This window comes from Nocardia sp. BMG111209 (assembly GCF_000381925.1).
Classification (GTDB): Bacteria; Actinomycetota; Actinomycetes; order Mycobacteriales; family Mycobacteriaceae; genus Nocardia.
Window position 1 is genome coordinate 1,473,963 of record NZ_KB907309.1, and the last position, 12,817, is coordinate 1,486,779.

Annotated in this window: 10 protein-coding genes; 4 read left to right on the forward strand and 6 right to left on the reverse strand. The window is 70.8% G+C overall.

Annotated elements, in window-relative coordinates; translation table 11 throughout:
- Nucleotides 1-265: 265 nt before the first annotated feature.
- A complete protein-coding gene (gene fgd / locus G361_RS0137935; RefSeq protein ID WP_019932375.1) occupies nucleotides 266-1,273 on the forward strand; it encodes a glucose-6-phosphate dehydrogenase (coenzyme-F420) in 1,008 nt (335 codons plus the stop codon).
- 37 nt (nucleotides 1,274-1,310) lie between these two features.
- Here the strand turns inward: fgd and G361_RS0137940 are convergent, their stop codons facing one another.
- The gene (locus tag G361_RS0137940) at nucleotides 1,311-1,820 is read right to left on the reverse strand and encodes a nitroreductase/quinone reductase family protein (RefSeq protein ID WP_026344001.1); all 510 of its coding nucleotides are present in this window, start codon (nucleotides 1,818-1,820) and stop codon (nucleotides 1,311-1,313) included.
- A gap of 39 nt (nucleotides 1,821-1,859) precedes the next feature.
- Nucleotides 1,860-2,684: an LLM class flavin-dependent oxidoreductase gene (locus G361_RS0137945; RefSeq protein ID WP_019932377.1), complete on the reverse strand. Its 825-nt coding sequence runs from the start codon at nucleotides 2,682-2,684 to the stop codon at nucleotides 1,860-1,862.
- A gap of 118 nt (nucleotides 2,685-2,802) precedes the next feature.
- Here G361_RS0137945 and pta point away from each other — a divergent pair, with 118 nt between their 5' ends.
- Nucleotides 2,803-4,887, forward strand: coding sequence for a phosphate acetyltransferase (pta, locus tag G361_RS0137950; protein ID WP_019932378.1), 2,085 nt, complete (start codon nucleotides 2,803-2,805; stop codon nucleotides 4,885-4,887).
- On the forward strand, nucleotides 4,884-6,116 hold the full coding sequence (locus tag G361_RS0137955) for an acetate kinase (protein WP_019932379.1): 1,233 nt from the start codon (nucleotides 4,884-4,886) through the stop codon (nucleotides 6,114-6,116). Before pta ends, G361_RS0137955 begins: the two co-directional genes overlap by 4 nt.
- 1 nt (nucleotide 6,117) lies before the next feature.
- Here the strand turns inward: G361_RS0137955 and G361_RS0137960 are convergent, their stop codons facing one another.
- The 3 genes from G361_RS0137960 to G361_RS0137970 are packed head-to-tail and all read right to left on the reverse strand — an operon-like array spanning nucleotide 6,118 to nucleotide 11,206.
- Nucleotides 6,118-8,871: a tetratricopeptide repeat protein gene (locus tag G361_RS0137960; RefSeq protein ID WP_019932380.1), complete on the reverse strand. Its 2,754-nt coding sequence runs from the start codon at nucleotides 8,869-8,871 to the stop codon at nucleotides 6,118-6,120.
- A gap of 5 nt (nucleotides 8,872-8,876) precedes the next feature.
- Entirely contained in the window at nucleotides 8,877-9,842 is a 966-nt protein-coding gene (locus G361_RS0137965) for a glutamate ABC transporter substrate-binding protein (RefSeq protein ID WP_019932381.1), read from the reverse strand.
- Nucleotides 9,839-11,206 carry a hypothetical protein gene (locus tag G361_RS0137970; protein ID WP_019932382.1) on the reverse strand — a complete coding sequence of 456 codons (1,368 nt, stop codon included), beginning with the start codon at nucleotides 11,204-11,206 and terminating at the stop codon, nucleotides 9,839-9,841. Before G361_RS0137970 ends, G361_RS0137965 begins: the two co-directional genes overlap by 4 nt.
- 179 nt (nucleotides 11,207-11,385) lie before the next feature.
- On the opposite strand from G361_RS0137970, the gene G361_RS0137975 reads away from it, so the two are divergent.
- Complete coding sequence (locus tag G361_RS0137975) at nucleotides 11,386-12,060, forward strand: NUDIX domain-containing protein (RefSeq protein ID WP_026344003.1); 675 nt, start codon at nucleotides 11,386-11,388, stop codon at nucleotides 12,058-12,060.
- A 10-nt stretch (nucleotides 12,061-12,070) separates the two neighbouring features.
- Here G361_RS0137975 and thiE read toward each other — a convergent pair whose 3' ends face one another.
- Nucleotides 12,071-12,781 (reverse strand): thiamine phosphate synthase, encoded by a 711-nt coding sequence (gene thiE, locus G361_RS0137980; protein ID WP_019932384.1) that lies wholly within the window; start codon nucleotides 12,779-12,781, stop codon nucleotides 12,071-12,073.
- Nucleotides 12,782-12,817 lie beyond the last annotated feature (36 nt).

Below are 12,817 nucleotides of genomic sequence, written 5' to 3' on the forward strand. Positions count from 1 at the left end.
ATCGGTTCGTCGTCTGCCGTCACCGTTCGATTCTCTGCCCGCCGCCGCGAGCGCGCGCGGGCGGGGGTGGATGGTCTCGGACGCGCAGCGTCGATGGTCTCGGACGCGCAGCGTCGGTGGCCTCGACCGACCATCCGCACATAACGGACAGGTCGCTGGTTATGGTCGAGGGTGAATCCCGTGCGCGGCGGAATGCGGTGTGACACCGCGACGCTGCACACGGGTGGGTTGCGGCAACGACATCGAAGTGGACAGGAGTCCCCGCGTGACTGATCTCAAGCTCGGCTACAAGGCGTCGGCGGAACAATTCGGCCCCCGCGAGCTCGTCGAGCTCGGCGTGGCCGCCGAGGAGCACGGTCTGGACAGTGCCACGGTCAGCGATCACTTCCAGCCGTGGCGGCACAACGGCGGGCACGCACCCTTCTCGCTGTCCTGGATGACGGCGGTGGGCGAGCGGACGCAGCGGATCCAGCTGGGCACCTCGGTGCTCACCCCGACCTTCCGGTACAACCCGGCCGTGATCGCGCAGGCGTTCGCGACCATGGGCTGCCTGTACCCGGAGCGCATCATGCTGGGCGTGGGCACCGGTGAGGCGCTCAACGAGATCGCGACCGGCTACAAGGGCGACTGGCCGGAGTTCAAGGAGCGGTTCGCCCGGCTGCGCGAATCCGTGGATCTGATGCGGGCGCTGTGGACCGGCGACCGGGTCGACTTCGACGGCGAGTACTACCACACCGTCGGCGCCTCCATCTACGACGTGCCGAAGGACGGCATCCCGATCTACGTCGCCGCCGGCGGTCCGCTGGTGGCCAAGTACGCCGGTCGGGCCGGCGACGGATTCATCTGCACCTCGGGCAAGGGTATGGACCTGTACACCGAGAAGCTGATGCCCGGCGTCGAGGAGGGTGCGGCGAAGGCCGGCCGGACCCTCGCCGATATCGACCGGATGATCGAGATCAAGATCTCCTACGACACCGATCCCGATCTGGCGCTGGAGAACACGCGGTTCTGGGCGCCGCTGTCGCTGACCGCCGAGCAGAAGCACAGCATCACCGACCCGATCGAGATGGAGGCCGCCGCCGACGCGCTGCCGATCGAGCAGATCGCCAAGCGCTGGATCGTCGCCAGCGATCCGGACCGGACGGTCGAGTTGATCAAGCCGTATGTGGACGCGGGCCTGAATCACCTGGTGTTCCACGCCCCCGGTCAGGATCAGCGGCGCTTTCTCGATCTGTTCGCCCGCGATCTCGCGCCGCGGTTGCGCGCGCTGTAGCGGATTCCGGTGGTCCGGCACGGCCGGGCCACCGGATTCACAACTGGCGCAGCGCGAACATCCGCATGGTGCGGTCGGTGCGGTCGCGATAGGCGTCGTACGCGTCGCTGATCTCGATGAACCGGTCGAAGACCTCCTCGCGCTCGGTCACATCGGTGACGGGATCGGCGTGCACCGCCAGGTAGTTCCCGGAGATGGTGACGGTCGCGATCGGATAGGACAGCAGATTGGCCGTCCAGTCCGGATGCCGGTCACCGCCGAAATTGCTGCCGACCACGTAGAGCACGTCGCCGTCGTGCACGAACAGCAGCGGGGTGGTGTGCTGCTGTCCCGAGTGCCGGCCGGTGGTGGTGAGCAGCAGGATCGGCGCGCCGATCGGGCCCAGCAGGGTGTAACGTCCGGCGCTGCGCTCCAACACTTTCCGGTCGAGTGGGGTGAGGACCTTGACGACCGCGGACCCGGCCTTGGTCGCCGCGATCGGACTCGCCAGCCGGGCCAGCACATTCGTTCGCGAGCCCCAGGTCCGGTCGGGAAATTGTCCTGCCATGTGTGCCGATCCTAGCGTGACGTCCGGACCCGGCTCACATCACCGTCCGGCGGCGGCCTTCGCCTCGGCGATGAATTCGTATGCGGCGCGCCAATTTCCGTTCGGAGGCAGAACCAGGACGCGCTCGGCGCCGAGTTCGGCCAGCGCGGCGAGCCGATCGGCGAGCGCGGTGACGGTATCCGGCGGTGCCTGCATCACGGTCAGGCCGGGCGCCGGGCGGCCGTGTTCCGCGGCGAGTTCGGTCAGCCGGTTCCGGGCGGTGGCCAGCTCGGCGTCGGAGTTGCCGAGGGAGATCCAGCCGTCGCCGTAGGCCGCGGTGCGCCGGAGCGCGCGAGTTCCGTTGCCCGCGATCAGGATCGGCGGCACGGTGGCGCCGGGGGACAGGGCCGCGGCGGTACCGTCGAGCAGGGTGGCGGTCCGGCCCGCGATCAGGTCCGGCAGTAGTCGCAGCGCCTCGTCGGTGCGGGCGCCGCGGTCGGCGAAGGAGACTCCCGCGGCCCGCCAGCCGATGTCACCGTGCGCGGGATTGCCGGTGCCGACGCCCAGTCGCAGCCGGTCGCCGGACACGTGCTGCAGGCCGGCGGCCTGCTTGGCGGCCCAGGCCACCGGGCGCAGCGCCGCGAGCAGCACGCCGTACCCGATGCCGATCCGCTCGGTGACCGCGGCGGCCGCGGCCAGCGCCACGGTGCTGTCCAGGATCGGAGCGGTGGGGAGCAGGTGATCCGCGGCCCAGATCGAATCGAGCCCCACGGTCTCGGCGTACCGCGCGGCGGCGGGAATATCGCCCAGGACGGGCCGGTCCGGATCGGGAGTCGAGGTGGGCAGGAAGGTGCCGATTTCCGGAGTGCCGGAGAGGGGTGCCATTGCAATCCTGTCGCAGATGGTTTCGTTGCCTACGATTTATATGCGTACGAATAATATGTTCGTGCAAGCGAGATGGCAATCCTGCGCCCCGCCCGCGATGATCATTAAGCTCGGGCGCATGGCCGACCGCGCACCGTCCACTGTGTACATCGCCTCACTCGAGGGCGACACCGGCAAATCCACGGTGGCGCTGGGCGTTCTGCAGCTGCTGTCCGCCACCACGCCCCGGGTCGGGGTTTTCCGGCCCATCACGCGCTCCGCGCGCGAACCGGACTACATCGTCGAACTGCTGCTCGAGTACTGCACCGCCGATATCGGATACGAGCAGGCCGTCGGGGTCTCCTACGAGCAGATGCACGCCGATCCCGACGCCGCGATCGGCGAGATCGTGGCCCGGTTCCACGCGGTGGCCGATCAGTGCGACGCGGTGGTCGTGGTGGGCACCGACTACACCGACGTCGCCGCCCCCAGCGAACTGCGCTACAACGCGCGGATCGCGGTGAATCTCGGGGCGCCGGTACTGCTGGTACTGCGCGGTTCCGGCCGCGATCCGGCGGAGATCGAACAGGTCGCCGAGCTGTGCCGGGGCGAACTCGCCGCCGAGCACGCCGGGCTGTCGGCGATCGTGGTCAACCGGTGCGATCCGAAGCGGCTCGACGAGGTGGCCGCGGCGGTGGCCCCGCTCGGCGTCCCGGTCTGGACCCTGCCCGAGGTGCCGCTGCTGACCGCGCCCACCATGGCCGAGCTGTGCCGCGCGATCGACGGCACCCTCTACTCCGGCGATCCCGAACTGCTGCAACGGGAGGCGCTGAGCGTCATGGTCGGCGGCATGACCGCCGAGCACATCCTGGAACGGCTGACCGATTCGGTGGCCGTCATCGTGCCCGGCGACCGTTCCGACGCGCTGCTGGCCCTGGTGAACGCCCATGAGGCGGAAGGATTCCCGTCGCTGTCCGGCATCATCATGAACGGCGGGCTGGCGCCGGACCCCGCGATCGCCCGGCTGATCCAGGGCCTGAAACCGAAGCTGCCGATCCTGGAGACCGAACTCGGCACCTACGACACCGCGGCGGCGGCCGCCCGCACCCGCGGCCGGGTGTCGCTGTCCAGCGTCCGCAAGGTCGACACCGCGCTGGCGCTGATGGAACAGCGGGTGGACGGCCGGAAGTTGGTGGAGCTCATCGCCGTTCCCGCGCAGTCCGCGGTGACCACCCCGCAGATGTTCGAATACCGCCTGGTCGAGTGGGCGCGCGCGGATCGGCGCCGGATCGTGCTGCCCGAGGGCGACGACGATCGGATCCTGCGCGCGGCCGGTCGGGTGTTGCAGCGCGGCATCGCCGATCTGCTGATCCTCGGCGACGAGGCCACCGTCCGCAGCCGGGCCGCCGAACTCGGCGTCGACATCGCGGCCGCCTCGGTACTGGATCCGCGCACCTCCGAGCTGCGCGAGCGATTCGCCGAGGAGTACACGAAACTGCGTGAGCACAAGGGGATGACCCCGGACCGGGCGCGCGAGATCGTCGCCGACATCTCCTTCTTCGGCACCATGATGGTGCAGGACGGCCTGGCCGACGGCATGGTGTCCGGGGCCGCGCACACCACGGCGCACACCATCCGGCCCGCGTTGCAGATCATCAAGACGCAGCCGGGGGTGTCGACGGTGTCCAGCGTCTTCCTCATGTGCCTCGCCGATCGGGTGCTCGCCTACGGCGACTGCGCGGTGGTGCCGGATCCCACCGATACCCAGCTCGCCGATATCGCGATCTCCTCCGCGCACACCGCCGCCCGGTTCGGGATCGAGCCGCGGGTGGCGATGCTGTCCTACTCCACCGGTGATTCCGGCAGCGGCGCCGATGTCGACCGGGTGCGCAGCGCGACCCGGCTGGTCCACGACCGGGCCCCGGAACTGCTGGTGGAGGGCCCGATCCAGTACGACGCCGCGATCGACCCGATCGTCGCCCGGCAGAAACTGCCGGCCTCGGCGGTGGCCGGGCACGCCACGGTCTTCGTCTTCCCGGATCTGAACACCGGCAACAACACCTACAAGGCGGTGCAGCGCAGCGCCGGGGCGGTGGCGGTCGGGCCGGTACTGCAGGGGCTGCGCAAACCTGTCAACGATCTCTCCCGGGGCGCACTGGTCACCGATATCGTGAACACCATCGCCATCACGGCCATCCAGGCCGGATCGGAGCAGCCGGTATGAGTGCGGCGCACGGTGACCCGGTGAGTGCCACGCACTGTGTCCTGGTGCTCAACACCGGGTCGTCCTCGATCAAATATCAACTGCTGGAGCCGGATTCGGCCGAGGTGCGTGCGTCCGGTCAGGTGTCGCGGATCGGCGAGCCGGTCGGCGGCGACGCCGTCACCATCGAACACCACGGCGCGCGAGGCACTCTGGAACATCGCGGCCCGATCCCGGACCACGGCACCGGACTCCGGCTGGCGTTCGAGCTGTTCGCCCGCGACGGAACCGATCTCGCGACCGCCGGACTGCGCGCCGTCGGCCATCGCGTCGTGCACGGCGGGGAGATCTTCTATCGGCCGACCGTGATCACCGACGCGGTGGTCGCGGCCATCGACGAGCTGTCCACCCTGGCGCCGCTGCACAATCCGCCGAATGTCGCGGGGATCCGGTACGCCCGCGCACTGCTGCCGGACGTCCCGCAGGTGGCGGTGTTCGACACCGCGTTCTTCCACGGCCTGCCGGACGCCGCCAAGACCTATGCCATCGACGCGGATATCGCCGCGGCACACGGGATCCGGCGCTACGGCTTCCACGGCACCTCGCACGAGTACGTCTCCGGCCGGGTCGCCGAGGTGCTCGGCCGGGATCCGGCGTCGCTGCGCCAGATCGTGCTGCACCTGGGCAACGGCGCCTCCGCCTCGGCGATCCGCGGCGGCCGCGCGGTGGACACCAGCATGGGGCTGACCCCGCTGGAGGGCCTGGTGATGGGCACCCGGTCCGGCGATATCGATCCCGGGATCATCGCCCATCTGGCCCGTACCGCCGATATGGACGTCGAGGCCAGTTATACGATGCTGAACCGGAATTCGGGCCTGGCGGGACTGTCCGGCATGAACGACTTCCGGGCGTTGCAGGCCGCGATCGAATCCGGCGACCGGCGGGCCCGGCTGGCCTACGACGTCTACGTGCATCGGCTGCGCCGCTATATCGGCGCCTATCTGATCGAACTGGGCGGCGCGGACGCCATCACCTTCACCGCCGGCGTCGGCGAGAACAGCCCGGCCGTGCGCGCGGATGCCCTGCGCGGACTCGAAACCTTCGGCATCGCCGTGGATTCCCTCCGCAATACCGCGAAAAGCCGTGCGGCCCGGCTTATTTCGCCGGAGGGTGGGTCCGTGGCGGTACTCGTGGTCCCGACCGACGAGGAGCTGGCGATCGCTCGCGCGGCGGCCGCGCTGGTGGGCTGAATCAGAACCACGACTTGGCGCGCGTCAGATTCGCCAGGTCGACCAGCGCGTAGCGGTGCGCGCGGATCGGTGCGGATCGAGCCAGCTCGCGCAGGCCAGATTCGGTGCTCTGCCGGATGCCGCGCTCGGTGAAGGGGGCCCCGAACAGGGTGGCGCCGGTCTCGCGCGGGGTTCGGCCCGCCTGCAGCCAGGCCAGGGCCGTGCCGAGCACCAGCAGCCGCATCTGGCCCGCGCGTGGTTCGCCGGTGGGCAGCGCGCGGATCCGGGCGGCGGCCACCCGCAGGGTGTACTCGTCGAGGTCGGCCGGGGCCGCCCCGGCGAGCATCATCAGCACGCCGGTCATCCGCGCCTCGGTGTAGTGCCGGGAGGCCAGCGGAACCTCGTCGAGCGCGGCCACCCCCTCGGCGACCCGATTGGCCGCGGCCAGCCGCCGGGCCAGGCCGAAGGCCGCGCTGATGATGCCCCGGTCGGTGCGCCGGACGGTGGCGTAGTACTTCTCGGCGGCCGCGCTCCACCGCTGCGGGTCGGCCGGATCCCCGTGCCGCAGGACGAGTTCCGCGGTCGCGGCGAGCGCGAGACGCGGGGCGATCTCGCCGGGCAGGGCGCCGAGGACCTCGTCGAAGCGGGCATAGGCCCCCTCGTAGTTCTGTTCCAGCAGTTCCGCGACCCCGAGATACCAGGCGACCCGCCAGTCGCCGGAATCCAAGCGGCTCAACAACTCCCGGGCCAGCATAGGCCGGTCCAGGGTCAGTTCGATGCGGGATTCGGCGAGGGTGCTCTCGGTGGCGAAGGTGCTCGGCACCCCGCCGGGCAGATCCGCCGCCCGGCGCCGCGCGATCCGCACCGCGTCCAGTGCCTGTTCCGGCTCCGGATGCGCGGTGCCCGACAACAGCGCCGCCGACGGATCCGAACCGTCGAGCAGCGGCACCGGCAGGGCCGCGGCCACCTCGTGCCGGCCCAGCGTGGTGTCGCGCGCGATACCGTCCCGGTAGGAGTCGGTCTGCCCGACCAGTTCCAGGGTGCCGAAACTGCTGCGCATCGGACTGAACACGGTGGACAACTGGGGATGTTCGATGCCAGTGTCGGCGGCCAGCACCTCGCGCAGCACCCCCTCGAGCTGTCCGGCCATCGCGAGCGCGGAGGGGAAACGGCGTTTCGGATCCGGATCGGTGGCCCGCAGCAACAGGCGGTGGAAGAACTCGTACCGGGCCAGCGTCGGCTCGTCGGCCGGGTCGGGCAGTCCCTCGAGGTAGCGGCCCCTGTCGGTGGGCAGGTTCACCGTCAGCGCCGCCAGCGTGCGGCCCGCGGTGTAGATGTCGGTCGCCACCGTCGGTCCGGTCCGCGAGATCTCCGGCGCCTGGAAACCTCTGGTGCCGTACAGATTTCCGTAGGATTCGAACGGTGAGGTGGCGCCCAGGTCGATCAGTTTCACCTGGTCCTCGGTGACCATGATGTTGTCGGGCTTGAGGTCGTTGTACGCCAGCCCCAGCGAATGCAGGTACTCCAGCGCGGGCATGATCTCCAGCAGATAGGCGATCGCCTGGGCCACCGGCATCCGCTCCGGTTTCCGATAGTTGTCGAGCAGTTCGCGCAGCGAGCGGCCGCCGACGTATTCCATCACCAGATAGCCGATCACCGCGCCCTCGGGATTCGGGTGCTCGACGAAGTTGTAGATCTTGACGATGCTGGGATGAGCCAGCTCGGCCAGGTACCGGCGTTCGGAGGCGGCCACCGCCTGCGCAGCCGCGTCACCGCTGTGCAGCAGGCCCTTCAGCACCACCCACCGGTTGTCGACGTTGCGGTCGATCGCGAGGTAGATCCAGCCCAGCCCGCCGTGCGCGATGCAGCCCTGCACCTCGTACTGATTCACGACCATATCCCCGGGCCGCAGATAGGGCCGGAAATCGTAAGGCGCGCCGCAGGTTCCGCAGACACCGACGGTACCGTCCGCACCCCGCCCGACGGGTTTGCCGCAGCGCCAGCAGAACCGGCGGTGCTCGGCCACGCTCGGTTCGGTCAGGACGGCGCTGGGTGGATCGACCGGCGGTACGACGGGGATCTCCACCAGCCCCGCACCCAGCCGCAACAACGTCGGCCGCGACCGCGTCGCCCAACTGCGCCCCGACCCGAGCCCACCCGAATCGACCTGTGCCGCAGAATGATCCGGCGAAGTATCGGGCCCGGTACCGAAATGCCCGGAGCCGCGGCCACTTTCGCCGTACCCGGCCCGCGTCGCGGGCAATCCGGCACTGTCCGCCCCGGGCTCCGGCCGGACAGCGATCCCGCTCGGCGGCAGCGCGGCCGCCGTCGGTTCCGGTCCGGACGCGTCCTCCTCCCTTTCGCGATACCCGGCGCGAGTGGCCTCCGGCTCGGCGCCGGGCCGATCGCCGGCCGCGGCCGCCGCAGGTTCCGGTGCCGCCCCGGCGGATTCCGCTGGGGGCGAGATGGATTCCTGTTCACGGTGCCCGGCCTGGGTGGGAGGTAGGTCGGGTTCGGCGTCGGACCGGTTCGGCGGTGTGGGTTCCGGTGCCGCCCCGGCGGGTTCTGCCGGGGGTGAAGCGGATTCCGGTTCGCGGTATCCGGCCTGAGTAGGAGCCACGTCGGGTTCGGTGTCGGATCGGTCCGCCGCAGGTTCCGGTGCCGCAGCGGCGGATTCTGCTGGGGGCGAGGCGGATTCCCGGTCGCGGTATCCGGCCTGCGTGGGGGGCAGGTCGGGTTCGGGGTCGGGCCGGTTCGCCGGCTGCTGCTCGGGCATCCGCGTCAGTCCCGGTAGCTCGGTATCGGCGGGCCGGGGGAGGGGCCGAGGGAGGTGAGCCAGCGCTGGTAGAGGCGCTCCCAGGTGCCGTCGATGCGGATCCGTTCCAGGGTGTGGTTCACGAATCGCACCAGATCGTCCGCACCCAAGGGGATTCCGACGCCGTACGGTTCATCGCTGAGGGCGGGGCCGACCGTCCGGGTGTGCGGGTCCTGCACCGCCAGCCCGGCCAGCAGCACATCGTCGGAGGACACCGCGTCGACCTGGCCCTGTTGCAGCACCACGAGGCAGTCGGACCAGCTGGGCACGCTCAGTATCGAGGCGGCGGGCTGGTCGCGGTGGATCCGGTCCAGCGAGGTGGTGCCCGCCACCGCGCAGACCCGCTTACCCGCCAGCTCGGCCAGACCGCGGATGCGGGACGACTTCAGCGCCAGGATCCGCTGGTGGGCCAGCAGATAGGTGGTCGAGAAGGTGACGTTGCGCCGGCGCTCACAGGTGATGGTCATCGTCTTCACCACGATGTCCACGGTGTGCTGTTCCAGTGCGTTCTCCCGGTCGGCGGCCCCGAGCACCCGGAACTCGATCCGGTCCGGGCTGCCGAACAGGTCGCGGGCGATCTCGCGCGCGATATCGACGTCGAAACCCGCTAGGGTGCCGGTGAGCGGATCCCGGAAACTGAACAGATTGCTGCCGATGTCCAGGCCCACCACCACCCGTCCCCGGGTGCGGATGGCGGTCAGTGCCGGTCCGGCGGCGTCGGAGCTGGGCCGCAGGCTCGCGGTGACGTCATCGCACCGCACCGGAGGCGGGGCCGGTGCGTGACTCTGCTCCGATCGGGCGCGCGCGGGCAGCGGCGGTTCGGTGTAACTGTCGGTGCGGCCCGGCGGCATGACCCCGGCCTCCTCGCGGCAGCCGCCGGCCAGCGCCGCCACGACCAGCAGCACGGGCAGCGCGGCGCGGCGGCGGCTCACCGGTACTCCCGCAATCGCGGCCACAGCCCGAGCACGATCAGCACCGCGGCCAGGGTGGTCAGCGCCGCCGCGCCTGCCGACAACAGGTTCAGCGCGCGCGCGGATCCCGCGATGCCGGAGCGCAGGGTATGCCGGGTTTCGACGATGGCGCTGGTCAGAGCGTCGTTCAGCCCGTCCACCTCGGCGGCGGCCTCATCCGGTCCCGGGCCGATCGCGACCGCGCTGGCGCCCGGGAAATCGCCGCGGGCCAGCGCGTCGGTCATCCGTTGATGCGATTCCAGCCACTGCTGCAGATGCGTGCGCGCGGCGGCGACCTCGGCGTCGGCGGGCGCGTCGTCCGGATATTCGCTCAGCAGGGTGCTCAGGCGGGTGGTCGTCTCGTCGAAGGTCCGGTCGTAGTCGCCGCTGGCGTCGCGGCGCAGCAACTTCAGCGTCTCCGCCGAACGGGCCTGCTGGCCGAGGATGTGGCCGATCGTGAGGGTTTCGGTCGGCCCGGCCCCCTCGTCGCGGGCCCGGGTGGCGGTCGTCGCCGAGATCGTGCCCGCCACCACGATCCACACCAGCAGGATCACCACCACGATCGAGGCCGGCAGCAGACCCGGATTGAGGATCCGCCGGGTGCGCTGGGCCAGGAACACCTGGGCTGCGATCAGCGCCGCGAGGGTGAGTACGGGCAGCGCGATCGCCGCCCACGGCAGCCGCACCTGCCGCCGGTCGGCCTCGGCGATCGCGGCCGACCGATGTTCCTGCAACTGCTGTGCCATCGGCAGCAGCGTGGACTGCATCAGATTCGAGGCCTCGCTCAGATAGGCCGCGCCGACCGGATGCCCCTGCCGGTTGTCGGCCCGCGCGGTCGCGATGAGTCCGGTGTACACCGGCAGCGCGGTCGCGATCCCGATGAGCAACTGGGCATCCGGATCGTCGGTACCGGCGTCGAGGGTCCGGCTGGACTGCACCACCAGTTCGAGCGCGGCCTCCCCGATCGACTGGTTGTACCGATCCCGCATCACCGGGGATTCCAGCCCGCCGGCGATGAAATCGCTGCCGGCTGCGGCGTCGGCCACCGACAACGCCGAGTACAGGTGTTGTGCGGAGTTGGCGTCGGGTTCGGTGCTGGCGAGCACGTCCTGGAGGCTGTGCTGCCGGTTGTCGACGGCCGTGGCGATCACGACCCCGGTGGTCAGGCACATCATCAGCAGCACCAGCCCGGCCGCGATCAACTTGGCCGGCGAGGAGCGCAGCAGGTCGCGCACGTCGATCGCGCCGAACTGCTGCCGGACCCCGGCGGCCTCCTCCAGGAACGAACCGGACCCCGGCAGCTGACCACCCGGGCCGGACCGGTCCTCGCCCCGGCGCCCCGGCATCACCGGTCGGCCCCCGGACCGGGTCCGCGAGCGCGCAAGATCGCGCGCGGACCCGAATTCGGGCGGCCGCTCAGCTTATTGTGGTCGTATCGACATCGTCCGCGGACGGCCCGGCCGACCGGTGCCGGCCGGTACGCGCGGGGTGCCGGTACCGGTGGCAAGGATGGGACGAGGCGAGCATGCGTGGTGACGGGGACGGTTTCCTGATCAGTCCGGACGGCAGCCGGCAATGGGGCCGCTACGGGGCTGCTGGGCTGTTGCTGAGAGCGCCGCGAGCGCCCCGGATGGGCGGCGGCGCCATGGTATTGCTGCAGCATCGCGCGCCCTGGAGTCACCAGGGTGGCACCTGGGCACTGCCCGGTGGAGCCCGTGACAGCCATGAGTCCAGTGTGCACGCTGCTGTTCGCGAGGCTGAAGAGGAGGCAGGTATCGCACCGGCGGCGGTTCGGGTGCGAGGCAGTCGGGTGACCGCGACCGCAGGCTCCGGCTGGACCTACACCACCGTCGTCGCCGATGTAGCTGAACAATTGCCAACCATTATCAACATGGAGAGCGCCGAGATGGCCTGGGTGCCCGAGGAGGAGGTCGCCGACCGCCCCCTGCACCCCGGCTTCGCGGCCGCGTGGCCGTCCCTGCGCGCCGAATCGGCCCGGCTGAACCTCACCGGCCTCCCCGATCCCGACGCGGTCGCCGCCGCTCTGCCGCGCACGATCGACCTCGCCGACCGCGGTTTCCTCTGGTTGCACACCGACGGCGACGACGCCCGCCAGGCGCGCATCGCCGCCGCCGGCCCGGCCGCGCCGGACGAGCTACTGCTGACGCTGGACCAACTCCTGGCACCCCCGCCGAACTGACCGCGAACGATCAGCGCTCGCCCCCCGAATGCGCCAGCAGACGGTCCTTCAGGCTGCGGGCGGCGGCCTCCGGATCGGCCGCGGCCGTGATCGCGCGAACCACGACGATCCGGGTGGCCCCGGCGTCGAGGATCTCCGGAAGGTTGTCGGCGTCGATACCGCCGATGGCGAACCACGGCCGGGCGGGTCCGGTCTCGGCCGTGGCCCGGACCAGATCCAGGCCCGCGGCGGCGCGGCCGGGTTTGGTGGGCGTGGCCCACACCGGCCCGGTGCAGAAATAGTCGATATGTTCCTCGCGCGCGGCCAGCCGGGCCTGCTCGCCGTCGTGGGTGGACCGGCCGAGCACCACCTCGGGCCCGAGGATCCGCCGGGCGTACCAGGGCGGCAGATCGTCCTGGCCCAGGTGCAGCACATCGGCGCCCGCGGCCAGCGCGATATCGGCACGATCGTTGACCGCGAACAGGGCGCCGTGCCGGCGGGCGGCCGCCTTCAGTTCGGCCAGCGCGCCGAGTTCCGCGCGGGCCTCGAGCGGTCCGAATTCGGCCTCGCCGCGCGAACCCTTGTCGCGGAGCTGGATGATGTCCACCCCACCGGCGAGCGCCGCCTCGACGAAATCGGCCAGGTCGCCGGTATCGCGACGGGCATCCGTGCACAGGTAGAGCCGGGCCGTGGCCAGGCGCTCGCGAGGGGTGGGGACGCGGTTGGGGAGGGACGGCTGCACGCCCTCGACCGTAACCGCGCTACCGTAAGGAGTCGA